The organism is Kitasatospora sp. NPDC049285 (genome assembly GCF_040678815.1).
Taxonomy (GTDB): domain Bacteria; phylum Actinomycetota; class Actinomycetes; order Streptomycetales; family Streptomycetaceae; genus Kitasatospora.
Genome location: NZ_JBFAQR010000005.1, coordinates 76,180 through 101,734, shown reverse-complemented (window position 1 = coordinate 101,734; position 25,555 = coordinate 76,180). Strand labels below are relative to the sequence as shown.

Here is a 25,555-nt window from a genome sequence, read left to right as displayed (position 1 = left end):
CCAGGACGGTATCCGACGAACCGTCAGTGCAGGAGACTGCCCTGGAGTTCGGCCCGCAGAGCGGGCGTCAGCACTGCTCCGGCGCGGTCCACGAGCAGTGCCATCTCGTAGCCGACGAGGCCGATGTCGGAGTCGGGGGAGGCCAGCACGGCGAGGGCGGAGCCGTCGCTGATGGCCATCAGGAAGAGGAAGCCGCGCTCCATCTCCACTACGGTCTGGGTCACTTCGCCGCCCTCGAAGATCCGGCTGGCGCCGGAGGTCAACGAGGTCAGTCCGGACGCGACGGCGGCGAGCTGGTCGGCGCGGTCCCGGGGGAAGCCCTCCGACATGCACAGCAGCAGACCGTCCGCGGAGACCACCACGGTGTGGGACACCCCGGGGGTGTTGTCCACGAAATTGGTGATCAGCCAGTTCAGGTTCTGTGCGGCCTGGCTCATCTGGGTCAACTCAACGCTCCTGCTGGTTCGAGCCGCCGAAGAGATCGGTGCTGCTGTTGTGCGGTCCATCTCCGTACGCCCCCTGGTCGGGGTCGATCCGGAAGCTGCCGGTGGCCTGGGTGTCGCCGCCGGCCTGGCGGCCCTGCTCGACGCCGCGGCGCAGGTTGGTCAGCCGGCCGCGCACCTCGTTCGGGTCGCGGGAGACCGCCGGGCCGTCCTGCTGGGTGGGCTTGGCGTTGCCCGGCACCAGGTTCTGCTTCGGCACCCGGCGGGGCAGGCCGGAGGCGGTGGTGCCGGCCGAGGACGGCTCGCGCAGCTTCTCGGCGCGCTGCCAGTCCCCGTCGTTCGGCGACTCCCACTCCGGGCGGCCCGCCGCGGTCGGACCGGTCGGGCCGTAGCCGCCGAGCGCCGACACGTCGTGGCCGCGCGACTCGGCGGGCGCCGAGGTGTCCTTCGCGCCGGTGAACCAGTTCGGGCTCTCGCCGGTCGACTGGCCGAACACCGGGGGGGAGCCCGCCAGCTGCTGGCCCGGACGGCGCTGCGGGAGCCCCGCGGCGGTCGCCCCGGAGGCCGAGCGGGCCGGCGGCAGCGCCGGGGTCTCCTCGGTCGGGTACGGGTGCCCGGCGGGCTCCTCGTAGCCGTAGTCCTGCTGCTGGTACCCGTCGGCGTACTCCGCCTCCTGGTACCCCTGCTCCGCGTACGGCGCCTGGCCGTAGGGAGCGGGCGCGAACGGGTCGTCCTGGTAGTGCTGCTGACCGGCGGGCGCGTACTGGTCGCGGCCGTACGGGTCCTGCTGGTAGCCGTAGGAGTCGTCCTGGTAGCCCTGCTGCGGCTCGAACGGGCGGCCGTAGGCGTCGTACTCCGGACGGCGGTAGTCCTGGCCGTAGTCGGCGGCGTAGGGCTCCGCCGGGTACTGCTCGGCCTCGTACCGCTCCTCGCCGTACGGGGACTCCAGGATCTCCGCCTCCACCGGCTCCTCGACGGCGGCCGACGGGCCCGCCTCCAGGGCGGCGAGGCGGCGCTGCTCCTCCAGGCGCTGGGAGCGCTGCATGGACTCCAGGGCGGGCGAGAAGCCGCCGCCGGCCTGGCCGGTCAGGTGGTCGTCGAAGCCGAGCTCGGCGGCGCTGCGCTGCGGCGCGTCGAAGGCGGGCCACTCACCGGTCGGCTCCTGCTCCGCGAAGATCCGGGAGACCGTGAACTCCTCCTCCGGCTCCGGCATCCGGCCGAGCTGGGTGAGCAGCTGCGGGAGCATGACGAGCGAGGTGGTGCCGGCCGACTCGCCGGACGGGCGGAGCTGGACGCGGATGTCGTGCCGCTGGGACAGCCGGCCGACCACGAACAGGCCCATGCGGCGGGAGATGGTGGCGTCGACGGTGGGCGGCTCGGCCAGCTTCTCGTTGATCTCGGCGAAGTCCTCGGCGGTCAGGCCGATGCCCTTGTCGTGGATCTCCACCAGCACCCGGCCGTCCGGCAGGCGGGTGGCGTTGACCAGCACCCGGGTCTGCGGCGAAGAGAACGAGGTGGCGTTCTCCAGCAGCTCGGCGAGCAGGTGGACGAGGTCGGTCACGGCGGGGCCGACCACGTCGGCCTCCGGGATGCCGGCGAGCTCGATGCGCTCGTAGTGCTCCACCTCGGAGGCGGCCGCGCGCAGCACGTCGACCAGCGGCACCGGGGTGTTCCAGCGGCGGCCCGGCTCCTCGCCGGCGAGGACCAGGAGGTTCTCACCGTTGCGGCGCATGCGGGTGGCGAGGTGGTCCAGCTTGAAGAGGTTCTCCAGCTGGTCCGGGTCGGCCTCGTTGTTCTCCAGGTCGGTGATCAGCGCCAGCTGACGCTGGATCAGGCCCTGGCTGCGGCGCGACAGGTTGGTGAAGATCGCGTTGACGTTGCCCCGCAGCAACGCCTGCTCGGCGGCGAGCGAGACGGCCTGCTGGTGGACCTGGTCGAAGGCGCGGGCGACCTCGCCGATCTCGTCCCGGCCCCACAGCGGGATCGGTGTCACCGAGGTGTCCACCCGCTCCGGGTCGGTCTTGGAGAGCTTGTCGACCAGCTCGGGCAGGCGGTGGTTGGCGATGTCCAGCGCGGCGGTGTTCAGGGTCCGCATGCCGAGGATCATCGAGCGGGCGATGAAGCCGGTGAGCAGACCGGCCAGCACCAGCGAGGCGATCACGATCAGCGAGTTGAGCACCCAGTCGGTGAACGCGCGGTCCTTGATGTTCTGCGCGTCGGCGACGACCTGGTCGAGCAGGGTGCTCTCCGCGCTGCGCAGCGCGTTCATGTGGCTCTTGGTGGCCTGCTCCCACAGCGGGCGGGTCAGGCCGTCCTTGCCGGCCGCGTCGATGATCGCGGCCGCGCCGTCGCCGCCGCGGGCGGCGATGGAGAGCTGGCTGGAGTAGGCCAGGCCGACGCTGAGCAGACCGCCCATGGTGGGCAGGCTGTGGCCGTCCGGCATGCGCAGCGGCAGCCGCTGGTCGGCGGTGGCCTGGGCGACCAGCGCGTCCGCGTAGGTCTTGACCTCGTCCTCGGCGGAGGCGGTGTTGAACTCGCCGATCGCGGTCGACTCCAGCTTGTTGGCGACCACCAGGCCGGAGATCAGGTCCTCGCCCTCGTGCGGGTCGACGCCGCCGACGCCGAGGCCGACCAGCAGGTTGAGCATCAGCGCGCGCTGGGTCGAGGCGGACGCCTTGGCCAGCGACATCGCGTAGATGGCGCGGCCCTTGGAGGTGACGTTGGAGGAGCCGAAACCGACCGAGTTGTCCATCGCCAGCAGCGGCGCGAACATCAGCGAGTACGCGCTGGCGGTCGCGGTGGCGAACAGCTCCGGCTTGTAGGCGTTGTCGCGCAGGTGCGGCAGGTAGACGGCGAGCTGCTCGAAGGCCGCGTTGCGGCGGGCCATCGTCGGGTCGTCCTTGATCTTGGCGAACTCGCTGCGGTAGGTGGCCAGCGCCTGGTCGGTGTTGGCGCGCAGCTTGGCGACCTCGCCCTTGTCGCCCTGCCCGGTGAGCAGCGGCACCAGGGTCTGGTCGCGCTCGGACTCCAGGGCGTCGGCGAGGTTGGTCGCGGCGCTCGCCACGTTGGCGATCTTCACCGCGCGGTCGGCCTTGTTGTAGTCGTCCAGCGAGGTGTTGACGCGCAGACCGCCGAAGACCAGGGCGATGACGACCGGGATGACCAGGATCGCCACCAGACGGGTCGGCACCCGCCAGTTCAGCGGCGACAGGAAGTCGTACCGGGATCCCGTGGCGGGGCGCTGCCTGGCGGCTCCCGGGGCGTCCTTCGCGGCACCGGGGCGCTCGGCCTCGCCGGCGGCGGGGCGGCCTGCGCCGCGTTCCTCGGCCGAGCTGAACGCCGAGAACTGGCCGGTGGGCTGAGTCCCCGGCTCCTGCTGGCGGGGCTCGGAGCGCCGCTGCGGGGTGACTGGCTGCTTACGCCTCACTCGACAACAACCTCTCGACCGACTGGCGGCCATGGATCAAAGCGGCGGCTACCCCCCGACGGGCCGCGACCCGCGTGGGTCCTACGGGGTAGCAGGAATTTCAACACGAGCCGGAGGAGCGGACAAACGGCTCCTCCACCCCGTGCGCCAGGGGTGGAAATCGGACATTCGGGGGCGATCCCCCGCAAACTTCAAGGTCATTGCCGCGCACCGGATTTGGGCCACTACGCAGTGTCAGTCAGACCCGTCAAATGCCTACCGAACTGTTACCGGGGGACGCGAACCATCTGCGGAAGCGTCCCCCGGACGTCACCGGAGTCGGGCGAGGAGGGCGTGCTCGACGAGGGTGATGAGGGCGCTCTTGGCACTGTCCCGGCGCCGGGCGTCGAGGGTGACGATCGGGATGTCGGGGTTGAGCTGGAGCGCCTCGCGGACCTCTTCCGGGCTGTGGGCCTGGTGTCCGTCGAAGCCGTTGAGGGCGACGACGAAGGGGAGGCCGCTGTTCTCGAAGTAGTCGAGGGCGGGGAAGCAGTCGGCGAGGCGGCGGGTGTCGACGAGGACGACGGCGCCGATGGCGCCGCGGACGAGGTCGTCCCACATGAACCAGAAGCGGTCCTGGCCGGGGGTGCCGAAGAGGTAGAGGATGAGGTCTTCGTCGAGGGTGATGCGGCCGAAGTCCATGGCGACGGTGGTGGTCGTCTTGCCGGAGACGTGGCTGAGGTCGTCGATGCCGGCGCTGGCGCTGGTCATGACGGCTTCGGTGCGCAGCGGGTTGATTTCGGAGACCGCGCCGACGAGCGTCGTCTTGCCCACGCCGAAGCCGCCCGCGACGACGATCTTGGCGGAGGTGGTCGCGCGGCTGGGGGTGGCCGCGTTAGAGCTTGCGAAGTCCACTGAGGACCCTTTCGAGCAGCGTGACGTCAGGCGTACCGCCCGACTCGCCCGCGGCGGCGGGCTGGTGGATGGCGACCAGACCGGCCTCGGCCAGGTCTGCGACGAGGATGCGGGCGACCCCGAGCGGGACTCCCGCCAGCGCGGAGATCTCGGCGACGGACTTGACCTCGCGGCACAGCGAGACGATCCGGGCGTGCTCGGGGAGCAGGCCGTTGGAGTTCGCGGTGCCGGTGGACGAGATCAGCGCCTCGATGGCCAGCTGGTAGCGCGGCCGGGTGCGTCCGCCGGTCATCGCGTACGGACGGACCAGCGGCTGCTGCTCGTAGCCGCCCGACTGCTGGCCGCCGTACCCGCCGGCCTGCTGTCCGCCGTAGCCGTTTCCGTACCCGTTGCCGTAGCCGGCGGGTGTCGGGGGCGGGGTCATGCGTCCTCCTTGTGCTGCAGCCGTCCGCAGCGGGTGCTCTGCCGGAGCGTTGCCGGCTGACTGGGTGTCAGCCGCGGTGCGGCGACGACTTGGGGTGGGGTGCCGGACCCGGGTCGGGAGGGTCCGGCACGGTGAGGGACGTTCGGGAGACGTGGGTGGGGACGGACCGTCAGTTCAGCAGGCTGCCCTGGAGTTCGGCCCGCAGGGCGGGGGTCAGGACGGCCCCCGCGCGGTCGACGAGCAGGGCCATCTCGTAGCCGACGAGGCCGATGTCGGAGTCCGGCGCGGCCAGCACGGCGAGGGCGGAGCCGTCGCTGATGGCCATCAGGAAGAGGAAGCCGCGCTCCATCTCCACCACCGTCTGGTTGACCTCGCCGCCCTCGAAGATGCGGCTGGCGCCGGAGGTCAGCGAGGTCAGCCCGGAGGCGACCGCGGCGAGCTGGTCGGCGCGGTCCCGGGGGAAGCCCTCCGACATGCACAGCAGCAGACCGTCGGCCGAGACCACCACTGTGTGGGACACCCCGGGGGTGTTGTCCACGAAATTGGTGATCAGCCAGTTCAGGTTCTGTGCGGCCTGGCTCATCATCTGACTCAACTCAACGCTCCTGGTGCTCGGGGCCGAAGCCGTTGTTGCCATCGGCGTCGAAACGGCCGCCCTGGGCTCCCCGGTAGCCACCGGCCGTCCCGCCGAAACCGTCGAAGCCCGGCTGCTGCGGCGCGGGCCGGCCGGAGCCGCCCTGCGTACCGCCAGCCTGGCGGCCCTGCTGGATGCCGCGGCGCAGGTTGGTCAGCCGGCCGCGCACCTCCTCCGGGCTGCGCGAGACCTGCGGACCCGTCAGCGGGGAGGCCTCGGCGCTGCCGGAGACCAGGTTGGCCTGCGGCGTGCGGCGCGGCAGCCCCGAGGTGGTCAGCCCGCTGGTGCTGGGCTCGCGCATCTGCTCGGCCCGCCGCCAGCGCTCGTCGTTGGCGGACGGCCGCCACGGCGCGTCGGCCTCCTCCGGCCGGTTGCCGAACGGCTGCGCCGGGCGCTGCTGCGGCTGGCGCGGCTGCTGGCCGGGCTGGCCCTGCGGAGCCTGCTGCGGCCGCGGAGCCTGCTGGCCCTGCTGCGGGCGCTCGCCGAACTGCTGCTGCGGCTGCGGGCGCTCGCCGAACTGCTGCTGCTGCGGAGCGGCCTGCTGCCGGGGGGCCGGGCGCTGCTGGGCCTGCTGCGCCTGCGGCGCGGCCTGCCGGGGCTGCCCGAGGCCGGGAGCGGTGGTGCCGGGACGCTGCGGCTGGTAACGGACCTGCTCCCGGCCGGCCGGGCCGGCCTGCGGCGCCGCGGCGGACTCCGTCGCGGTCGGCAGCGCCATCGGCTGCGGACGCTCGACGAACTGCTGCTGCGGAGCGGCCTGCGGGGCGGGCATCGGAGCGCCCTGGCCCGCCGGGTCCGGCAGCACCGGCTCCACCAGGCCGAGGCCCAGCGGGTCGCGCGGGTCGATGTCGGACGCCTCGAAGCGCGGGCGGGCGAACGAACCGGTGGACTCCGCCGCCGACTCGGTCGGCTGCTGCGGCAGCGGACGGCGCTGGGCGGGCGGCTGCTCGGCCCAGCCGTGCTGGGTCGGCTCACCGGCACCCGGACCGGCCGGGCGCTGCCGCTCCGGGCCGGCCGGACGGCGCTGGCCCTGTGGGGCGCCCTGCGGCGGGCCCTGCGGGGTGCGGCGCGGCGGCTGTCCGCCGCCGGGGCCGCCCTGCAGGCCGGGGGCGCCGGAGGCGCCCGGGACCCGCCGCGGCGGCAGGCCGCCGCCGGTCGGGGCACCGCCGCCGGCGGGGGCACCGGTCGGAGCGCCCGCGCCCGGCAGGCCGGGGGCGGGGTTCTCGCGCAGCGACTTGCCGACCGAACGGGTCGGCAGACCCTGGCCTGCGCCCTTGCCGAACGCGCCGCCGGGGCCGAAGCCGCCGTCGCCCTGCGGGGCGGCCGGAGCGGACGGGCCGCCCTGGCCGGCCGGGGCGAACAGGTTCCGGCCGCCGCCGTCCGGGCCCTGGCCGAGCTGCGGCCGGCCGGCCGGAGCGCCGCCGGGGCCGCCCTGGCCGAGCGCGGTGCGGGCGCCGGGCAGGTCGCCCGCGGGGCGACCCTGCTGACGCGGCGTCGGCGCCATGCCGCGCGGCGCCTTGCCGCTCTGGGCGTTGCCGCCCGGGCGGCCGCCGCGGCGGTCGGCGGAGTTGGTGACGTCCACCGGGAGCATGACCAGCGCGGTGGTGCCGCCGGAGTCGGACGGGCGGAGCTGGATCCGGATGCCGTGTCGCAGGGACAGGCGGCCGACCACGAACAGACCCATGCGGCGGGAGACCGAGACGTCCACCACCGGCGGGTTGGCCAGGCGCTCGTTGATGTCGGCGAGGTCGTCCGGGGAGAGGCCGATACCGGTGTCGTGGATCTCGATCAGCACCCGGCCGTCCGGCAGGGCGTGGCCGGTGACCCGGACGCGGGTCTGCGGGGAGGAGAACGAGGTGGCGTTCTCCAGCAGCTCGGCGAGCAGGTGGACGAGGTCGTTGACGACGCGGCCGGCGACCTCGGCGGAGGGCACCGAGGCCAGTTCGATGCGCTCGTACTGCTCCACCTCGGAGGCGGCGGCGCGGAGCACGTCGACCAGCGGGACCGGGCGGGTCCAGCGGCGGCCCGGGTCCTCGCCCGCGAGGACGAGGAGGTTCTCACCGTTGCGGCGCATGCGGGTCGCGAGGTGGTCGAGCTTGAACAGCGAGGCCAGCTGGTCCGGGTCGGCCTCGCGGCTCTCCAGCTCGGAGATCAGCGACAGCTGACGCTGGATCAGGCCCTGGCTGCGGCGCGAGAGGTTGGTGAACATCGCGTTGATGTTGCCTCGCAGCAGCGCCTGCTCGGCGGCCAGTCGGACCGCCTCGCGGTGCACCATGTCGAAGGCGTGCGCCACGTGGCCGATCTCGTCCGCGGAGTCGACGCCGACGGGCTCGACGGTGACGTCGACGTCGTGCGGGTCGCTCTCCGACAGGGTCTTGACCAGCTCGGGCAGGCGGCGCTCGGCGACGTCCTCGGCCGCGGTCTGCAGGCGGGTCAGCGAGCGCACCATCGAGCGGGCCACCAAGGCCGCGCCGGCGATGGCGACGACGAGCACCAGGGCGACCAGCGAGGCGTTGATGACCGACTGGGTGTCGGCGTCGGACTGCAGCTTCTGCGCCTTGCCGTCGAGCACGTCCAGCAGCGTGGACTGGATCTTCTGCTCGGCGTTGATCTTGGCGCTGGCCTTGTCGTACCAGTTCTTGTAGGAGATGTCCTCGGCCTGCTTGATGCCGTTCGGGTTGAGGACGGCCTTGGTGAACCGGTCGGCGTCGGCGATGACCTGGTTGTAGCTCATCTGCGCGCGCAGCGCGCGGGCCTCGGCCTCGCCGTAGATGGCGGTGAAGTTGGCGAGCGCGTTGTCCTCGGCGCTCTGCAGCCGGATGCCGAAGGTCTCGTCGGAGCTGGACAGGTTGGCCTCGACCGGGTGGGCGAGCGCGGCGGCGATCAGCGCGCGCTGCATCGAGGTCGATTCCTTGGCCAGCGAGAACTGGTGCAGGGCCCGGGTGATCTTGATCAGCTCGGTGGAGTTCGAGGTGATCGCGATGTCCTGGGTGATGCCGATCAGGTCCTTGATGATCACGTCGTAGCTGGTGATCGTGGCCTGGATGTTGTCGGCCTTGTTGTACGCGCTGTTGCGCGCGTCGGTGAGCTGGTTGAGGTCCTTGCGGACCTGCAGCAGCAGGGTCTTGGAACCGGCCTGGTCCAGGTCGTCGAACTTGTCGGCGCTGGTGGCGAACTTCCGGGACAGCGCGTTCGTCTGCTTGTACGCGTCGGCGATGTCCGGGTCGTCGTGGCTGCCGCCGGCGGTCAGCGGACCGGCCGAGACGTCGCGCTCGTACTGCAGCGCGTCGGCCAGCGAGGTGGCGTTGCGCGCGAGCTCGGCCAGGTCGCTCATCTGCGACAGCTGGCGGGAGTTCTCCATCGAGGACTGCACGCGCAGGCCGCCGAGCGCCAGCGCCACGATCACGGGGAGGAAGAGCAGCGCGATCAGGCGGGTGCGGATGCGCCAGTTGCGCATGGCGAAGCGGCTCAGGCCGGTGGCGCGGCGGCGGTTGAGCGTGCCGCGCAGCCGGGAGCGGCGGCTGGGCTTGTCGCCCTTTCTGCCGCTCTCGTCGGCGGGCGCGGCAGAACCGTCCGCGGCCTCCGTGTCTCGTCTGTCGGCGGGCGGCTCGGAGCTGCTGCCGAAGGGCCGCTCGCCGGGGCCCGTCGTCATCGGTGCTGCCTGGTGGGGGCCAGCCTTGGGCTCCCGCGACTCCGGGTCACCCGCGGCGCCGCTGCCCCTCTTGAAACGTCCCTGCACTGGCGTCGCAACCTCTGGACCGGGCGCCCTTCCCCGCCGGGCGGAGATAGGGCGGTGTCGAGTTTTTCCGTGGCATTCCAGCACAGCGGCGGAAGTCCAACAAGGGCCGTTACGACACGGTGTCCTGGGCCACCCTCTGCGCGCGGCAACTCACCGTGCGTGTCTCGAACACCCCGGAATACGGTCTTTTTCGGACACTCGGCGGAGCCATGTCAATGCGGAGGTAGATCAGCTTGTGCGGAGAATGTCTGAGATATCCGTAATGACGGATTTCACCAAAGGTCCGGAATCGCCGAGTCCATGGCATTTGCGGGCGCAATTGTGAGCAAACTCACAGCGCGATGTGTAGCTTTGGTCACGGCCACTGTGGAATGGGCTCCCTAACCTGGCAGGGTCGACCGGAGCCTGCCCGCCCGGCGGCGCTCCCAAAAGTCCAGCCGACCGAAACCAAGGTGTTGACCCTGATGTCCGAGACCACCACGCAGGCCGACGACTCCACGCTGCGCGCCGGCTCGACGGCCAACCCGCGCCGCACCACGCTGGCCTCGGTCGCGGACTTCGCCGAGCTGCCCGGTTTCGCGCCCTCCGCGCCGCGCGAGTACGCCCCCCAGCTGCCCGCCGTGACCGCCAACCCGCGCCGCACCCAGCTGATGGTCGCTCCGGCCCCCCGCCTGCCGCGGGACTGACACCCCGTCCACCCGCCCGCCGCCGGGTCGGGGAGCGGTGTGCCGATAACCTGGTGACCACGAGCCGGGCCCGGTCCTGCGGGCTCGGCAACCGTCCGGGAGCGTCCGGACGGTCGACGAACCGAGAGGTTGCCAGGCTGTGCGTATCGCCAGGTTCTCCGTCCGCGAAGGGAGCCCCGCGGCGGGCTCGGTCTCCTTCGGAATCATCGAGGGCGACGCCGCGCAACCCGAGTCACTGACGGTGCACGCGCTCGCCGGGCACCCGTTCGGCGCGATCCCGCAGCCGACCGGCGAGAGCTACGCGCTGGACCAGGTCCGCCTGCTGGCGCCGATGCTCCCCAGCAAGGTCGTCGCGGTCGGCCGCAACTACGCCGCGCACGCCGCCGAGCTGGGCAACGAGGTCCCGGCCGTGCCGCTGACCTTCTTCAAGCCCTCCACCGCCGTCATCGGCCCCACCGAGGCCGTCGCCTACCCGCCGTTCTCCTCGGACGTGCAGTACGAGGCCGAACTCGCCGTGGTGATCGGCCGGATGTGCCGCGAGGTGCCGCTGGAGCGGGTCCCCGAAGTGATCTTCGGCTACACCTGTGCCAACGACGTCACCGCCCGCGACGTGCAGCAGCGCGAGGGCCAGTGGGCCCGCGCCAAGGGCTTCGACACCTCCTGCCCGCTCGGCCCGTGGATCGAGACCGAACTCGACCCCGCCGACCTGGCCATCACCTGCACGGTCAACGGCGAACTCCGCCAGGCCGGCCGCACCTCCCAGATGGTCCGCTCGGTCGCCGAGCTGATCGTCCACGTCTCCGAGGCGATGACCCTGCTCCCGGGCGACGTCATCCTCACCGGCACCCCCGCGGGTGTCGGCCCCCTGAACATCGGCGACGAGGTCGCCGTCTCCGTCGAAGGCATCGGCACCCTCTCCAACAAGGTGATCAAGCGTGGCTGAGAAGAACCCCGGCGTCCGGGTCCGCTTCTGTCCCTCCCCGACCGGCAACCCGCACGTCGGCCTGGTCCGCACCGCCCTGTTCAACTGGGCCTACGCCCGGCACAACGGCGGCACCCTGGTGTTCCGGATCGAGGACACCGACGCCGCCCGCGACTCCGAGGAGTCCTACCAGCAGCTGCTGGACTCGATGCGCTGGCTGGGCTTCGACTGGGACGAGGGCCCCGAGATCGGCGGCCCGCACGCCCCCTACCGCCAGTCGCAGCGGATGGACGTCTACGCGGACGTCGCCGAGCGCCTGCGCGCGGCCGGCCACGCCTACCCCTGCTACTGCACCACCGAGGAGCTCGACGCCCGCCGCGAGGCGGCCCGCGCGGCCGGCAAGCCCTCCGGCTACGACGGCCACTGCCGCGAGCTGACGGAGGACCAGGTCGCGGTCTACGAGCAGGAGGGCCGCCAGCCGATCCTCCGCTTCCGGATGCCCGACACCGCCCTCGCCTTCGAGGACCTGGTCCGCGGCCCGATCTCCTTCGACCCGAAGGACGTCCCCGACTACGGCATCGTCCGGGCCAACGGCGCCCCGCTGTACACCCTGGTCAACCCGGTCGACGACGCCCTGATGGAGATCACCCACGTCCTGCGCGGCGAGGACCTGCTCTCCTCGACGCCCCGTCAGATCGCGCTCTACGCCGCCCTCGCCGAGATCGGCGTCGGCAACGGCACCACCCCGCGCTTCGGCCACCTGCCGTACGTGATGGGCGAGGGCAACAAGAAGCTCTCCAAGCGCGACCCGCAGGCCTCGCTCAACCTCTACCGCGAGCGCGGCTTCCTCCCCGAGGGCCTGCTCAACTACCTGGCCCTGCTGGGCTGGTCGCTCGCCGAGGACCGCGACATCTTCGACATCGACGAGATGGTCGCCGCCTTCGACATCGACGACGTCAACGGCAACCCGGCCCGCTTCGACCTGAAGAAGGCCGAGCACATCAACGCCGAGCACGTCCGCCGCCTCGCCCCCGAGGAGTTCGTCAAGCGCCTGGTGCCCTACCTCCAGGCCGCCGACCTGCTCCCCGCCGAGCCGACCGCCGAGCAGCTCGAGCTGCTCGCCCAGGTCGCCCCGCTCACCCAGGAGCGGATGGTCGTCCTCTCCGAGATCGTCACCATGGCCGGCTTCCTGTTCGTCGCCCCCGAGGCCTTCGCGGTCGACGAGGAGGACGCCGCCAAGGTGCTCACCGCCGACGCCCGCCCGGTGCTGGAGGCCTCGGTCAAGGCGCTCACCGAGCTGGCCGACTTCACCCCCGACCCGATCCAGGCCGCGCTGCGCGAGGCCCTGGTGGAGGGCCTGGGCATCAAGCCCAAGTTCGCCTTCACCCCGCTGCGGGTCGCGGTCACCGGCCGCCGGGTCTCGCCGCCGCTCTTCGAGTCGATGGAGCTGCTCGGCCGCGCGGAGACGCTGCGCCGGCTGACGGCCGCTCTGGAGCTGCTGCCGGCCTCCTGAACCGGAGTCGGACCGCCTGCGGGCCGGGGTCGCTGACCTGGCCCGCAGGTGTCCGGCGCGCAGCCTGCGGTTATCGATTTTGGAGCCGGGCGGGGCGTCGGGTAATGTTCTTTCTGCGCCGCCCGGGCAGGGGGGCGCAAGACACCGAGGAAGACCCCGCAGAGGGGTTGAACTCTGGTGGGGTATGGTGTAATTGGCAGCACGACTGATTCTGGTTCAGTTAGTCTAGGTTCGAGTCCTGGTACCCCAGCGCAGCACCTCAGTGCAGCAAGCCCCCGTTGTGTAGCGGCCTAGCACGCCGCCCTCTCAAGGCGGTAGCGCCGGTTCGAATCCGGTCGGGGGTACGCAATTCTTGACAATTGCACAGATGAATGAGACTCGCCCCCGTTGTGTAGCGGCCTAGCACGCCGCCCTCTCAAGGCGGTAGCGCCGGTTCGAATCCGGTCGGGGGTACTCATTCAAGCTAGGGCCCCCGTTGTGTAGCGGCCTAGCACGCCGCCCTCTCAAGGCGGTAGCGCCGGTTCGAATCCGGTCGGGGGTACTTTTGGGGTATGGTGTAATTGGCAGCACGAGTGATTCTGGTTCATTTAGTCTAGGTTCGAGTCCTGGTACCCCAGCCAAAATGCTCAGCCAATGAAGCTCCGGGAAACCGGGGCTTTTTTGCATGCCCGAATTCGGCATTTCTTCGGCCGTGAACGTGTGCCCCCCGACCTCCGGGTCGGGGGGCACACGTCGTGGGGCGCGGCGGCGTCAGCTGCGGCGGAGGGCCTCGGTGAGGCGGTTCGCGGCCTCGATGATGGCCTGGGCGTGCATCCGGCCGGGGTGGCGGGTGAGGCGCTCGATCGGGCCGGAGACCGAGACCGCGGCGACCACGCGGTTGGAGGGGCCGCGGACGGGGGCGGAGACGGAGGCCACACCGGGCTCGCGCTCGCCGATGGACTGGGCCCAGCCGCGGCGGCGGACGCCGCTGAGCGCGGTGGCGGTGAACCGGGCGCCCTGCAGGCCGCGGTGGAGGCGCTCGGGCTCCTCCCAGGCGAGCAGGACCTGGGCGGCGGAGCCGGCCTTCATCGGCAGCGTCGAGCCGACCGGGACGGTGTCGCGCAGGCCGGACAGGCGCTCGGCGGCGGCCACGCAGATCCGCATCTCGCCCTGCCGGCGGTAGAGCTGGGCGCTCTCGCCGGTGACGTCGCGCAGGTGCGTGAGCACCGGGCCGGCGGCGGCCAGCAGGCGGTCCTCGCCGGCGGCGGCGGAGAGTTCGGCGAGCCGGGGGCCGAGGATGAAGCGGCCCTGCATGTCCCGGGTGACCAGGCGGTGGTGTTCGAGTGCGACGGCGAGTCGGTGGGCCGTGGGCCGTGCCAAACCGGTGGCGGCGACCAGCCCCGCCAACGTGGCGGGGCCCGACTCCAGTGCGCTGAGCACCAGAGCGGCCTTGTCGAGAACGCCGACGCCGCTAGTGTTGTCCATGTCTCGATACTGCAGTCTCAAGTGGCGAGACGCAAGTTCAATCTCGCGAGAAAAGCGCCACTCTTGGAGTCAGCAGCCCGGGAGACACCCAGCACGGACCCGTACCACGGTGTCCACATTCTGGACGGTCCGGCGTGCAGGTCGCGACTCCAAGCGAGCCTCACAGGGCGGCACGGGACAAGACCTCGACATCCACGAGAAGGCCGGCAGAGCGGCCGGCTGGAGGGAATCCGATGGGACGGACACTCGCAGAGAAGGTCTGGGACGACCACGTCGTCCGGCGCGCCGAGGGCGAGCCCGACCTGCTCTACATCGATCTGCACCTGCTGCACGAGGTGACCAGCCCGCAGGCGTTCGACGGCCTCCGGCTGGCCGGCCGCCAGGTCCGCCGCACCGACCTGACGATCGCCACCGAGGACCACAACACCCCGACCCTGGACATCGACAAGCCGATCGCCGACCCGGTCTCCCGGGTCCAGCTGGAGACGCTGCGCCGGAACGCCGCGGAGTTCGGCGTGCGCATCCACTCGCTGGGCGACGTCGAGCAGGGCGTGGTGCACGTGGTCGGCCCGCAGCTGGGCCTGACCCAGCCCGGCATGACCGTGGTCTGCGGCGACTCGCACACCTCGACCCACGGCGCGTTCGGCGCGCTGGCGTTCGGCATCGGCACCAGCCAGGTCGAGCACGTGCTGGCCACCCAGACGCTGCCGCTGGCCCCGTTCAAGACCATGGCGATCACCGTCGAGGGCGAGCTGCCCGAGGGCGTCACCGCCAAGGACCTGATCCTGGCGATCATCACCCGGATCGGCACCGGCGGCGGCCAGGGCTACGTCCTGGAGTACCGCGGCTCGGCGATCCGCGGCCTCTCCATGGAGGCCCGGATGACCATCTGCAACATGTCCATCGAGGCGGGCGCCCGGGCCGGCATGATCGCCCCGGACCGGACCACCTTCGACTACCTGCAGGGCCGCCCGCACGCCCCGCAGGGCGAGGACTGGGACGCCGCGGTCGCGTACTGGGAGACCCTGGCCACCGACGAGGACGCGGTCTTCGACGCCGAGGTGTTCATCGACGCCGCCGAGCTGACCCCGTTCGTCACCTGGGGCACCAACCCCGGCCAGGGCGCGCCGCTGGGCGCCAACGTGCCGAACCCGGAGGACTTCTCGGACCCGCAGGAGCGGATCGCCGCCGAGAACGCGCTGAAGTACATGGGCCTGGAGGCCGGCACCCCGCTGCGCGAGGTGAAGGTCGACGCGGTCTTCGTCGGCTCCTGCACCAACGGCCGGATCGAGGACCTGCGGGCCGCCGCCGCCATCGTGGAGGGCCGTCAGATCGCCGACGGCGTGCGGATGCTGGTGGTGCCCGGCTCGGTCCGGGTCGCCCTGCAGGCCGTCGAGGAGGGCCTGGACAAGGTGTTCACCGCCGCGGGCGCCGAATGGCGGCACGCAGGCTGCTCGATGTGCCTGGGCATGAACCCCGACCAGCTGGCCCCGGGCGAGCGCTGCGCGTCCACCTCGAACCGCAACTTCGAGGGCCGCCAGGGCAAGGGCGGCCGCACCCACCTGGTGTCCCCGCAGGTCGCCGCCGCCACCGCGCTGCTGGGCCGGCTGGCCGCGCCGGCGGACCTGTCGAACAACGTTGCCGTGGAGGCCTGAGCCATGGAGAAGTTCACCACCCACACCGGCCGCGCCGTCCCGCTGCGCCGCTCCAACGTGGACACCGACCAGATCATCCCGGCGCACTGGCTGAAGAAGGTCACCCGGTCCGGTTTCGAGGACGGCCTGTTCGAGGCGTGGCGCAAGGACGAGTCCTTCGTGCTGAACCGCCCCGAGCGGCAGGGCGCCACCGTGCTGGTGGCCGGCCCCGAGTTCGGCACCGGCTCGTCCCGCGAGCACGCCGTCTGGGCGCTGCAGAACTACGGGTTCCAGGCGGTCGTCTCGTCCCGCTTCGCCGACATCTTCCGCGGCAACTCGCTGAAGAACGGCCTGCTCACGGTGGTCCTGCCGCAGGAGACCGTGGAGCGGCTGTGGGAGCTGACCGAGGCCGACCCGACCGCCGAGATCACCGTCGACCTGGAGGCCCGCGAGGTGCGCGCCGAGGGCGTCACCGCCTCGTTCGAGCTGGACGACAACGTGCGTTGGCGTCTGCTGAACGGTCTGGACGACATCAGCATCACGCTGCAGGAGGAGGGGGCCATCGACGCGTTCGAGGCCACCCGCCCGGCGTTCAAGCCGCGCACCCTCCCGGCCGCCTGACGGTCCGCTTTCTGACGGAGCGACAACAAGACCCGCCCCCACCCGGGGGCGGGTCTTCGTTGTTCGCAGGGGAGTTCGTCACCCGCGAATAGACCCTGGTGTAGCGCAACTCCGCACAGATGGCACAATCGTTGCATGCACCACAACCCCGAACCTCCGTACCCGGGTGGCGAACCCGCGTCTTCGGAGGACCGGGACGGTGCTGCCGACTCGGAAGTCACCGTGCTCTACGCACTGGTGGCCGAGCGGTTGAAGCAAGCCCACGCCCGCGTTCACGCGCTGAACGTGTCGACGGACGCAAAGACCGCTCTCACCCGACAACTGCTGATCGTCACCGAGACCGCCAAGCGTGATCTTCCGGAGGCGGCACGGCGGTTGAGTCGCTTTGTGCAGGACCTCGACGAGGGGCGGATGCCGCCCCGGTGAGCACCTCCATGCGCAAATCCATTGCGACACTAGGGTGATTCACGCGTTTGGTAATTGAAAGTCCGCAGATACATACCTAACGTGCGAAAAGAACGGATGGAATCATCCGGCGCCCGTTTCCGAAGGGGAAGACGTGAACAAGGCTCAGCTTGTCGAAGCGGTGGCCGAGCAGCTGGGCGGTCGCAAGGCTGCCGCAGAGGCCGTCGACGCAGTGCTCGACACCATGGTGCGTGCCGTCGTGGCGGGTGACCGCGTCTCGGTCACCGGTTTCGGCACCTTCGAGAAGGTGGAGCGCTCGGCGCGCTTCGCCCGTAACCCGCAGACCGGCGAGCGGGTCAAGGTCAAGAAGACCGCGGTGCCGCGGTTCCGCCCGGGCCAGGGCTTCAAGGACCTGGTCTCCGGCAGCAAGAAGCTGCCGAAGGACGGTCCGTCGGTCAAGAAGGCGCCGAAGGGCTCGCTGACCCCGGGCAAGACCGGTGTCGCCGCCACCCCGGCCGCCAAGCGCGCCGCGACCAAGCGGGCCGCCGCCGCCGCGACCCCGGCCGCGGCCAAGAAGGCCGCCGCGAAGAAGACCACCACGGCGAAGACCGCCACCGCCAAGAAGGCGACCCCGGTCAAGAAGACCACCACCGCCAAGACCACCACCGCCAAGACCACCGCGGCGAAGAAGACCACCACGGCCGCGGCGGCCAAGAAGACCGCCACCGCCAAGAAGACCGCTCCGGCGAAGAAGACCGCCACGCGCAAGACCACCGCGCGCAAGTCCACCGCCAAGTAGTCACAACCTTCCTGGCGCCGGGTCAACCCGGCGTGGGCGCACCCGGGCCGCGACGGCCCCGCGCCGGGGTTTCCGCACGCCGGAGCCCCCGGCGGGGGACGTCGCGGCCCGGTTGTGTACGGGCGGCTGACCGGGCGTCGGTTCCGGCCGCGCCGCGGCGGCGGGTCGGCCGCTTCCGGCCGGGTCGGCTCCGACCGGGGAATTCGGCCTCGTACCGCCGTGGGAATTACTCCGGCTGTTCCACCGTCAGCTCGTAGCGGATCTCCCAGCGGGAATCCGGAATCACCAGTTCGGCGGTCTCCACCGGCCGGCCGGTGTCGTCGAGGCAGGTCCGCTCGACCAGCGTCACCGCATCGCCCGCCGACAGCCCCAGCAGCGTGGCCTGCTCCGCGGTGGCCCGGGCGGGGCGCGGGCGCTCCACCACGCGCGTCACCCGCACTCCGATCTCCGCCATGCGCGCCACCACGCCCCGGCCCTTCAGCGGACCGAGCTCCGGCATCAGCACGGAGGTCCCCCCGGTGATCGCCATCGGCTCCCAGGAGTCGGCGAGTTGGACCGGCCGACCGTCCAGCAGGAACTCGTAGCGGGTGTGCACGGTCGGCGCGCCGGGCTCCACGCCCAGCCGCCGGGCGATCCGATCCGGCGCCGGCGTGCGGGCCGCCGAGTGCGACTCGCACAGCGCGTCGGCCAGTTCGGCCGGGAAGCCGCCGACCTGGCGGGTGCGCACCATCGGGTGCCGCTCGACCGGCTCGCGGACGTACGTGCCGGAGCCCGTGCGGCCCTCCAACAGGCCCTCCGCGATGAGCACTTCCTGGGCCCGCTGGAGCACGTTCGGCCCCACTCCGTAGCTCTCCGCCAGCTGTGCGCGCGACGGCAGCCGCTCGCCGATCGGCCACTCGCCGGCCGCGACCCGGCGGCGCAGGTCGTCCGCGACGCGCAGGTACGGCGGGTCCTGTGAGGGCATCTGGCAGCTCCCGGCGGAAGGCACGGCCTGCCGGATGCGGCAGGACGGGTGAGTCAGGTTGACAATCTAATGCATCAGGTGGAATCTAATGCCTTAGCTTCACTTTGCGTGATCGACTGACCTCGGGGAGAGGCGTGGCGTGCGAACCACCAGGGTGTTTGACCTCGCCGCGCAACTCGCCGCAGCCACCGGGGCCGAAGCCCGCATCCGCCGCCTGCCGGGCGGCGGCTACCGGGTCGAGGCGATCCTGCCCGGCGAACCCGCCGACGAGGACCACCTCCGGGTCCTCGAGGTCCTCGCCGCCGCCGATCGCTACGGCCACCGCTACACCGCCCGATCCCACACCGTCTGGGCCGAGTTCGACCCACCCCAGGAGCCACCGTGAAGAACACGCCTCCCGGCTACACCGTCTGCGTCGAGGGCGTCACCGAGGCGGCGTCCTTCCGCGCCCTCGCCGACGCGCTCACCTCGCTGTGGGCCGTCCTGCGCACCCTCCCGCTGGGCTGGACCCAGTACGAGGCCTACCGCTACTTCTTCGGCCCCGGCGCCCCCGAACGCACCGCGGCCTTCCTCGCCCGCGACGGTCAACTCCTGCTCACCGCAGCCCTCCTGGGCCGCTCCCACCTGATCCGCGTCACCCCCGGGCACCCCGGGCCCGGACCGCTGCGCCTCGAACCCGGGCCGCTCAAGCTGCTCGCCACCGCGGAGGTCCGGTCGCTCTGGCGCGGCGAGGCGGAGCCACCCCGACCCGAGCAGCGCAGCAGCGGGTAGCCGTACCGCGGGCACCGGGCCGACGCCGGGTCAGGAGGCCTGCGGGTCCGGGAAGGTCGGCAGGGTGAGGAAGACGACGCGGCGGTCGGAGCCTTCGCCGGTGGTGCGGATGCGCAGGCGCTGACCGGGGCGCAGCAGGCGCAGGCCGCCGGCGTCGAAGGCCGGGGCGTCGAACGGGACGGGGGTGCCGTCGTCGAGCAGGACCGAGCCGGATCGGGTGGCGGGGTCGAAGGTGAACGCGGTGGCCTGCATGGCAGCAGCATAGAGCGTCAGAGCAGGGCCGCGGTGGCCGGGCCGAGGCCGAGCGCGGCCGCGGCGGCGAGGTCCGCGGGGGTGTCGACGTCGCGTCGCACCGAGGGCACGTCGGGGAGCAGGAGCTCGCGTGCGCCGCCCGCCGCGTGGCCGTTGCGGGAGTCCGGGCCGAAGGCGGGGCGCAGCGCCACGCCGGGCGCGCCGGCGAGCAGCGTGGTGCCGGTGCCGGGGGCGTCGGCGAGGAAGGCCCGGCCGCGCGGGGGGACGGCGGCCAGCACCCGGGCGAGTTCGGCGGACCGCAGCGCCGGCAGGTCCGCGGAGAGGGTGGCGACGGGGGAGTGCGGGGCGTACCGCCGGGCGGCGCGCGCGCCGTGCGCGAGGGCGGGGTTGAGGCCGCCGCCGGGCTCGTCGGCGATCGCCGTCGCACCGAGGGCGGTCAGCGGCGCGGCGGCGGCCGCGTCCCGGGTGACCACCAGCACCCGGGCGACGGCCGGGCAGGCGAGCGCGGCGGCGACGGTGTCCAGCGCGAAGGCCAGCGCCAGCCGCGGGCGGAGTGCGCCGAGCGCCGCGAGCCGACTCTTCGCCTCGGCGAGCGGCTTCACCGGCACCACCAGCGTCCATCCCGCGTACGGCACTTCGGCCGGGGCGTCGTCCGGGGCGTCGCGGACGCCCGGCAGCGCCGCCGTCCGGCCCGGGCCGCTCCGGTCCGCCGGGCGGGGGCCGGCGAGGGTCCGAGCCTGCCCCGGGGCGGGTGGGGTGGCGGCGGCGGGGCGTACGGTGTCCTCTGTCATCGGCGCCATTGTGGCGTCGGCCGGGGAAGCCTGGCCAGCGGCCCGTGCCGCCGGCGGGGCCGCGGCGGCACGGCGGCGGCGGTGGCCGCTCGACACGGACTCGGCCCGCGGGTGAGACTGGTCGGCGCCTCGGAGCCGCAGGTCGGCCCCGGCGAGGAGAGACCGCGGCACCGTGCAGTGGCGCCGCACGAAAGAGGAGGAGCTGGGGTGGCCCGCCGCTCTAACGCCAGGTTCGGCAACGCCGACTACGGGATCTGGTACCGCTTCGCGGCGGTGCTCGTGAAGCCGGTGACCATCGCCCTGGCGAAGGCGGACTGGCGCGGCTGGGAGCACCTGCCCGAGAAGGGCGGCTTCATCGCGGCGGTGAACCACAACTCGGTGATCGACCCGGTGTTCTACGCGCACTGGCAGTACAACTCGGGCCGCCCGCCGCGGATACTCGGCAAGTCCTCGCTGTTCTCGATCCCGTTCATCGGGTTCATGCTGCGCAAGACCGGCCAGATCCCGGTGTTCCGCGAGTCCACCGACGCCGCCGAGGCGTTCCGCTCCGCGATCGACGCGATCGACCGCGGCCAGTGCGTGCAGTTCTACCCGGAGGGCACGCTCACCCGGGACCCGGACCTGTGGCCGATGACCGGCAAGAGCGGCGCCGCCCGGGTCGCGCTGATGACCGGCGCGCCGGTGATCCCGGTGGCGCACTGGGGCGCGCACGAGATCATCCCGCCGTACGGCCGCGGCGGCGGCCGCAAGTACCGCCTGTTCCCGCGCCACACGGTGACCGTGGCGGCCGGCCCGGCGGTCGACCTGAGCAAGTACCAGGGCCAGGAGCTGACCGCGCAGGTGCTGCGCGACGCCACCGAGGACATCCTGGACGCGATCACCGCCGTGCTGGCGGAGGTCCGCGGCGAGCAGGCCCCGGCCGAGCGCTACGACATGCGCAGGGCCGCGCGGGAGCGGGCCGCCGCCGCCGAGGCGAAGAAGGACCGCGCCGCCGAGGAGGGCGGCCGGTGACCCGCTGCGCCGTGATGGGGACCGGCTCCTGGGGCACCGCCTTCGCGATGATCCTGGCCGACGCCGGCTGCGAGGTGACCCTGTGGGGCCGTCGCAAGGAACTGGTCGAGGCGATCGACCGGGACCACGTCAACCCGGACTACCTGCCGGAGTTGACGCTTCCCGGGTCCATCCGGGCCACCACCGACGCCGCCGCGGCGCTGGCCGGCGCGGACTTCGCGGTGCTCTCGGTGCCGTCCCAGACGCTGCGCGAGAACCTCGCGCACTGGGCGCCGATGATCGAGCCGCAGACCGTGCTGGTGAGCCTGATGAAGGGCATCGAGCTGGGCACCGCGAAGCGGATGAGCGAGGTGGTCGAGGAGGTCGCCGGCGTCGCCGCGGAGCGCGTCGTGGTGGTGTCCGGGCCGAACCTGGCCGGCGAGATCGCCAACCGCCAGCCCGCCGCCACCGTGGTCGCCTGCACCGACGAGACGGTCGCCAAGCGCTTCCAGACCGCCTGCCACACCCCGTACTTCCGGCCCTACACCAACACCGACGTGGTGGGCTGCGAGCTCGGCGGCGCGGTGAAGAACGTGATCGGCCTGGCGGTCGGCATGGCCAACGGCATGGGCCTGGGCGACAACACCAAGGCCACCCTGATCACCCGCGGCCTGGCCGAGACGACCCGCCTGGGCCTCGCGCTCGGCGCGGACGCGCACACCTTCGCGGGCCTGGCGGGCATGGGCGACCTGGTGGCGACCTGCTCCTCGCCGCTGTCGCGCAACAACACCTTCGGCACCAACCTGGGCCGCGGCATGACGCTGGCCGAGACCATCGCCGCCACCAGCCAGACCGCGGAGGGCGTGAAGTCCTGCGAGTCGGTGCTGGACCTGGCCCGGCGCAACGGCGTCGACATGCCGATCGTCGAGGCGGTGGTCGACGTCGTGCACAACGGCCGCCCCACCCAGGAGGTACTGAAGGGACTGATGGCCCGTTCGGCCAAGCCGGAACGCCGGTGACCGAAATCGGACGGTAGTCTCAACTGCGATATGAGCATCGAACTGACCTCCCCGAACCACGCGGCGAAGCCGCGCGTCGCGATCGTCTTCGGCGGCCGCAGCTCCGAGCACGCCATCTCGGTCTCCACGGCCGGCAGCGTGCTCAAGGCGATCGACCGGAGCAAGTACGAGGTGCTGCCGATCGGCATCACCCACGAGGGCCGCTGGGCGCTGGTCGCCGACGAGCCGGCCCGGATGTCCATCACCGACGGCAAGCTGCCGGACGTCGCCCAGGTCGCCGACTCCACCGAGGGTCAGGTCGCGCTGCCGGTCTCCCCGGTCAGCCGCGACGTGGTCTGGAACGAGCCCGGCGCCGCGCCCAAGGTGCTCGGCGAGGTCGACGTGGTGCTGCCGCTGCTGCACGGCCCGTGGGGCGAGGACGGCACCGTCCAGGGCCTGCTCGAACTCTCCGGCGTCCCGTACGTCGGCTCCGGCGTGCTGGCCTCCGCGGTCGGCATGGACAAGGAGTTCACCAAGCGGATCCTGGAGTCCAACGGGATCTTCGCGGGCAGCTACACGGTGATCAAGCCGCGCGAGTGGGAGACCGAGGCCGGCCGCGCCGCCGCCCGCTCCCGCGTCGAGGCGCTCGGCCTGCCGCTGTTCGTCAAGCCCTGCCGGGCCGGCTCGTCCATCGGCATCACCAAGGTCAAGGACCTCGCCGACCTGGACGGCGCGATCGAGGAGGCCCGCCGGCACGACCCCAAGGTCATCGTCGAGCGGGGCGTCGAGGGCCGCGAGATCGAGTGCGCGGTGCTGGAGTTCGAGGACGGCCCGCGGGCCAGCGTCCCGGCCGAGATCCTGGTCGGCGGCGACTTCGAGTTCTACGACTTCGAGGCCAAGTACATCGACTCCTCCGAGGTCGAGATCCCGGCGAAGCTCACCGCCGAGGAGACCGCCGAGATCCGCCGGCAGGCGATCGCCGCGTTCGAGGCGCTCGGCTGCGAGGGTCTGGCCCGGGTCGACTTCTTCCTGCTGGACGACGGCCGGTGGATGGTCAACGAGATCAACACCATGCCCGGCTTCACCCCGATCTCCGCGTACCCGAAGATGTGGGAGGCCAGCGGCCTGTCCTACGCGGAGCTGATCGACCGCTTGCTCGCCGCCGCGCTGCGCCGCTCCACCGGCCTGCGCTGACCGGCTCCCGCCGGAGGGGCTTGGCCTACAGCCCCTCCGGCACCGTCGCCTTGATCGCCTCGGTCAGCGAGCTCAGCGGGTCGAGGTAGTTGGCGTAGGCCCCGTCGGGCACCTGCACCTCGACGTACGCCTTGCGCAGCGTCGCCACGAAGTAGTAGCCGCCCCGGCCGTCCCGGCCCATGCCGAACTGCACGCCGTTCACCTCCGGCGCCTGCTTCAGCGGGTCGTCGTCCAGGTAGTCCGGCCGCTCGATGCCGCACCTGAGCACCGTGCGCGGCGAGGAGGACCAGGCCGCGGTGTACGGCGAGGCGGGGGAGGGGTCCTGCCGGCGGTGGCCCAGCACCTGGTCGGGCAGCGCGTCGTGCAGCGCCCGGCAGTACTCCGCGGCCGCGGCGCGCGGGACCGGCGGGGTGACGTCCGCCGGGCCGCTCCACGCCGTCGCCAGCCACGCCGTGCAGCCCAGCAGGGCGGCGGGCGGGGCCAGCCAGCGGACGGGCGCGGGCAGCCGGGTCAGGACGTTGCGGGACACCCGACGATGGTAAGCGCCGCTACAGGCGCACCACCGGGCAGGTCAGGGTGCGGGTGATGCCCTCGACCTGCTGCACCTGGGCGACCACCAAGCGGCCCAGCTCGTCGATGGAGTCCGCCTCGGCCCGGACGATCACGTCGTAGGGGCCGGTGACGTCCTCGGCGGTGATCACTCCGGTGATCTTGGCGATGGACTCGGCGACCGCGGTGGCCTTGCCCACCTCGGTCTGGATCAGGATGTAGGCCTGCACCACGGTGGACCTCCAGGCGGCTGGGTGGGGGAGTTGCTGACCGGCAGTCTGATCACCACGCTACCGCGCCCGGTGCGGGGAGGGGAGCCCTCGGCGGGCCCGGAGGGCGTACGCTGCGCGCGGGGGGCGCACCCCATGACACGTGGACTCGGGAGGACGGGCTGATGCAGGGGACCGTGGGCGAGCTCGGGGAGTTCGGGCTCATCCGGGAACTGACCGCCCGGCTGTCGATGACCCCGGCGGTGGAGCTCGGACCCGGCGACGACGCGGCCGTGGTCAAGGCCCCGGACGGCCGGGTGGTGGCCACCACCGACGTGCTGATCGAGGGCCGGCACTTCCGCCGCGACTGGTCCACCGCGTACGACGTCGGCCGCAAGTCCGCCGCGCAGAACCTCGCCGACGTGGCCGCCATGGGCGCCGTCCCCACCGCGCTGCTGCTCGGCCTGGTCACCCCGCCCGACCTGCCCACCACCTGGGCCACCGAGCTGATGGACGGTCTGCGCGACGAGTGCCAGGTGGCCGGCGCCACCGTGGTCGGCGGCGACGTGGTCCGCGGCGACACCATCACCCTCGCCATCACCGCCCTCGGCGACCTGCAGGGCCGCCGCCCGGTGGTGCGCTCCGGCGCGCAGGTCGGCGACGTGGTCGCGGTCACCGGCTGGCTCGGCTGGTCCGCGGCCGGGCTGACGGTCCTTCAGCGCGGTTTCCGCTCGCCGCGGGCCTTCGTCGAGGCGCACCGCCGCCCCGAACCGCCGTACCACGCCGGCCCCGCCGCCAGCGACCTCGGCGCCACCGCGATGGTCGACGTCAGCGACGGTCTGGTCGCCGACCTCGGCCACATCGCCCGGGCCAGCGGCGTCGACATCGACGTGCGCGCCGCCGACTTCGACGTCCCCGCGCAGATGGCCGACATCGGCCAGGCGGTCGGCGTCGACCCGCTGGTGTGGGTGCTCTCCGGCGGCGAGGACCACGCGATCCTGGCGACCTTCCCGAAGAGCGTCCAACTCCCGGCCCGCTGGCGGGTGGTCGGCGAGGTGGCGCGCACCGCGCGCCCCGGCCGCGGCGGCACCGTCACGGTCGACGGCGCCCCCTGGAACCGGGCCGCCGGCTGGGACCACTTCGCCGCGCAGTAGCCGCTCGGCTTCCCCGGAACGGCCCCGCCGACCGCGTAGGCTTGGCGGGTCGGGCGGACCGACAGCGTCGACGGTCCGGTC

Annotated in this window: 25 protein-coding genes and 5 tRNA genes; 18 read left to right on the top strand and 12 right to left on the bottom strand. The window is 72.5% G+C overall.

What is annotated here, in order from left to right; translation table 11 throughout:
• Positions 1-23 precede the first annotated feature (23 nt).
• The 6 genes from AB0K51_RS05690 to AB0K51_RS05665 form a co-directional block, all read right to left on the bottom strand.
• A complete protein-coding gene (locus AB0K51_RS05690; protein WP_363451039.1) occupies positions 24-437 on the bottom strand; it encodes a roadblock/LC7 domain-containing protein in 414 nt (137 codons plus the stop codon).
• Positions 438-447: 10 nt separating this feature from the next.
• Positions 448-3,870, bottom strand: coding sequence for a nitrate- and nitrite sensing domain-containing protein (locus AB0K51_RS05685; RefSeq protein ID WP_363450863.1), 3,423 nt, complete (start codon positions 3,868-3,870; stop codon positions 448-450).
• A gap of 309 nt (positions 3,871-4,179) precedes the next feature.
• The gene (locus tag AB0K51_RS05680; RefSeq protein WP_363450861.1) at positions 4,180-4,764 is read right to left on the bottom strand and encodes an ATP/GTP-binding protein; all 585 of its coding nucleotides are present in this window, start codon (positions 4,762-4,764) and stop codon (positions 4,180-4,182) included.
• Entirely contained in the window at positions 4,745-5,188 is a 444-nt protein-coding gene (locus AB0K51_RS05675; protein ID WP_363450859.1) for a DUF742 domain-containing protein, read from the bottom strand. Before AB0K51_RS05675 ends, AB0K51_RS05680 begins: the two co-directional genes overlap by 20 nt.
• 169 nt (positions 5,189-5,357) lie before the next feature.
• Positions 5,358-5,771, bottom strand: coding sequence for a roadblock/LC7 domain-containing protein (locus AB0K51_RS05670; protein ID WP_363451037.1), 414 nt, complete (start codon positions 5,769-5,771; stop codon positions 5,358-5,360).
• A 13-nt stretch (positions 5,772-5,784) separates the two neighbouring features.
• Positions 5,785-9,471 carry a nitrate- and nitrite sensing domain-containing protein gene (locus AB0K51_RS05665; protein ID WP_363450857.1) on the bottom strand — a complete coding sequence of 1,229 codons (3,687 nt, stop codon included), beginning with the start codon at positions 9,469-9,471 and terminating at the stop codon, positions 5,785-5,787.
• A gap of 551 nt (positions 9,472-10,022) precedes the next feature.
• Here AB0K51_RS05665 and AB0K51_RS05660 point away from each other — a divergent pair.
• The 8 genes from AB0K51_RS05660 (at position 10,023) to AB0K51_RS05625 (ending at position 13,299) form a co-directional block, all read left to right on the top strand.
• Complete coding sequence (locus tag AB0K51_RS05660; protein WP_363450855.1) at positions 10,023-10,244, top strand: hypothetical protein; 222 nt, start codon at positions 10,023-10,025, stop codon at positions 10,242-10,244.
• A 139-nt stretch (positions 10,245-10,383) separates the two neighbouring features.
• Entirely contained in the window at positions 10,384-11,187 is an 804-nt protein-coding gene (locus AB0K51_RS05655; RefSeq protein WP_363450853.1) for a fumarylacetoacetate hydrolase family protein, read from the top strand.
• Positions 11,180-12,679, top strand: a complete 1,500-nt coding sequence (gene gltX, locus AB0K51_RS05650) for a glutamate--tRNA ligase (protein WP_363450851.1) — start codon at positions 11,180-11,182, stop codon at positions 12,677-12,679. The genes AB0K51_RS05655 and gltX overlap by 8 nt, the downstream gene beginning before the upstream one ends.
• Before the next feature lie 178 nt (positions 12,680-12,857).
• Positions 12,858-12,929 (top strand) — tRNA-Gln (locus AB0K51_RS05645).
• Positions 12,930-12,950: 21 nt separating this feature from the next.
• Positions 12,951-13,023: transfer RNA gene (locus AB0K51_RS05640), tRNA-Glu, on the top strand.
• A gap of 36 nt (positions 13,024-13,059) precedes the next feature.
• A tRNA-Glu gene (locus tag AB0K51_RS05635) sits at positions 13,060-13,132 on the top strand.
• A gap of 15 nt (positions 13,133-13,147) precedes the next feature.
• Positions 13,148-13,220: transfer RNA gene (locus AB0K51_RS05630), tRNA-Glu, on the top strand.
• Positions 13,221-13,224: 4 nt separating this feature from the next.
• A tRNA-Gln gene (locus AB0K51_RS05625) sits at positions 13,225-13,299 on the top strand.
• A 130-nt stretch (positions 13,300-13,429) separates the two neighbouring features.
• On the opposite strand, the gene AB0K51_RS05620 is transcribed toward AB0K51_RS05625, so the two are convergent.
• The gene (locus tag AB0K51_RS05620) at positions 13,430-14,143 is read right to left on the bottom strand and encodes an IclR family transcriptional regulator (protein ID WP_033215067.1); all 714 of its coding nucleotides are present in this window, start codon (positions 14,141-14,143) and stop codon (positions 13,430-13,432) included.
• Between the two features lie 233 nt (positions 14,144-14,376).
• On the opposite strand from AB0K51_RS05620, the gene leuC reads away from it, so the two are divergent.
• From leuC to AB0K51_RS05600, 4 genes are all read left to right on the top strand, one after another.
• A complete protein-coding gene (gene leuC / locus AB0K51_RS05615) occupies positions 14,377-15,798 on the top strand; it encodes a 3-isopropylmalate dehydratase large subunit (RefSeq protein WP_363450849.1) in 1,422 nt (473 codons plus the stop codon).
• Positions 15,799-15,801: 3 nt separating this feature from the next.
• The gene (leuD, locus tag AB0K51_RS05610) at positions 15,802-16,398 is read left to right on the top strand and encodes a 3-isopropylmalate dehydratase small subunit (protein ID WP_363450847.1); all 597 of its coding nucleotides are present in this window, start codon (positions 15,802-15,804) and stop codon (positions 16,396-16,398) included.
• Between the two features lie 222 nt (positions 16,399-16,620).
• Complete coding sequence (locus AB0K51_RS05605) at positions 16,621-16,824, top strand: hypothetical protein (protein ID WP_030458857.1); 204 nt, start codon at positions 16,621-16,623, stop codon at positions 16,822-16,824.
• A 133-nt stretch (positions 16,825-16,957) separates the two neighbouring features.
• On the top strand, positions 16,958-17,602 hold the full coding sequence (locus tag AB0K51_RS05600) for an HU family DNA-binding protein (protein WP_363450845.1): 645 nt from the start codon (positions 16,958-16,960) through the stop codon (positions 17,600-17,602).
• A gap of 226 nt (positions 17,603-17,828) precedes the next feature.
• On the opposite strand, the gene AB0K51_RS05595 is transcribed toward AB0K51_RS05600, so the two are convergent.
• The gene (locus tag AB0K51_RS05595) at positions 17,829-18,566 is read right to left on the bottom strand and encodes a GntR family transcriptional regulator (protein ID WP_363450843.1); all 738 of its coding nucleotides are present in this window, start codon (positions 18,564-18,566) and stop codon (positions 17,829-17,831) included.
• 139 nt (positions 18,567-18,705) lie between these two features.
• Here AB0K51_RS05595 and AB0K51_RS05590 point away from each other — a divergent pair, with 139 nt between their 5' ends.
• Both AB0K51_RS05590 and AB0K51_RS05585 read left to right on the top strand, forming a co-directional pair.
• Positions 18,706-18,951 carry a hypothetical protein gene (locus AB0K51_RS05590; RefSeq protein WP_363450841.1) on the top strand — a complete coding sequence of 82 codons (246 nt, stop codon included), beginning with the start codon at positions 18,706-18,708 and terminating at the stop codon, positions 18,949-18,951.
• The gene (locus tag AB0K51_RS05585) at positions 18,948-19,337 is read left to right on the top strand and encodes a hypothetical protein (RefSeq protein ID WP_363450839.1); all 390 of its coding nucleotides are present in this window, start codon (positions 18,948-18,950) and stop codon (positions 19,335-19,337) included. Before AB0K51_RS05590 ends, AB0K51_RS05585 begins: the two co-directional genes overlap by 4 nt.
• 30 nt (positions 19,338-19,367) lie before the next feature.
• Here the strand turns inward: AB0K51_RS05585 and AB0K51_RS05580 are convergent, their stop codons facing one another.
• A complete protein-coding gene (locus AB0K51_RS05580) occupies positions 19,368-19,589 on the bottom strand; it encodes a hypothetical protein (protein ID WP_363450837.1) in 222 nt (73 codons plus the stop codon).
• A 17-nt stretch (positions 19,590-19,606) separates the two neighbouring features.
• Positions 19,607-20,224: a 2-phospho-L-lactate guanylyltransferase gene (gene cofC / locus AB0K51_RS05575; protein ID WP_363451035.1), complete on the bottom strand. Its 618-nt coding sequence runs from the start codon at positions 20,222-20,224 to the stop codon at positions 19,607-19,609.
• 363 nt (positions 20,225-20,587) lie between these two features.
• Between cofC and AB0K51_RS05570 the strand changes: the two genes are divergently transcribed.
• Genes AB0K51_RS05570 through AB0K51_RS05560 form a run of 3 tightly spaced genes read left to right on the top strand, consistent with a single transcriptional unit; the run spans position 20,588 to position 23,562 of the window.
• Complete coding sequence (locus AB0K51_RS05570; protein WP_363450835.1) at positions 20,588-21,391, top strand: lysophospholipid acyltransferase family protein; 804 nt, start codon at positions 20,588-20,590, stop codon at positions 21,389-21,391.
• Positions 21,388-22,389: an NAD(P)H-dependent glycerol-3-phosphate dehydrogenase gene (locus tag AB0K51_RS05565; protein ID WP_363450833.1), complete on the top strand. Its 1,002-nt coding sequence runs from the start codon at positions 21,388-21,390 to the stop codon at positions 22,387-22,389. Before AB0K51_RS05570 ends, AB0K51_RS05565 begins: the two co-directional genes overlap by 4 nt.
• A 30-nt stretch (positions 22,390-22,419) precedes the next feature.
• On the top strand, positions 22,420-23,562 hold the full coding sequence (locus AB0K51_RS05560) for a D-alanine--D-alanine ligase family protein (protein ID WP_363450831.1): 1,143 nt from the start codon (positions 22,420-22,422) through the stop codon (positions 23,560-23,562).
• A gap of 25 nt (positions 23,563-23,587) precedes the next feature.
• Here AB0K51_RS05560 and AB0K51_RS05555 read toward each other — a convergent pair whose 3' ends face one another.
• Positions 23,588-24,091, bottom strand: coding sequence for a DUF3515 domain-containing protein (locus AB0K51_RS05555; RefSeq protein ID WP_363450829.1), 504 nt, complete (start codon positions 24,089-24,091; stop codon positions 23,588-23,590).
• Between the two features lie 19 nt (positions 24,092-24,110).
• A complete protein-coding gene (locus tag AB0K51_RS05550; RefSeq protein WP_363450827.1) occupies positions 24,111-24,344 on the bottom strand; it encodes an Lrp/AsnC ligand binding domain-containing protein in 234 nt (77 codons plus the stop codon).
• A 161-nt stretch (positions 24,345-24,505) separates the two neighbouring features.
• Here AB0K51_RS05550 and AB0K51_RS05545 point away from each other — a divergent pair, with 161 nt between their 5' ends.
• Positions 24,506-25,474 carry a thiamine-phosphate kinase gene (locus AB0K51_RS05545; protein WP_363450825.1) on the top strand — a complete coding sequence of 323 codons (969 nt, stop codon included), beginning with the start codon at positions 24,506-24,508 and terminating at the stop codon, positions 25,472-25,474.
• Positions 25,475-25,555 lie beyond the last annotated feature (81 nt).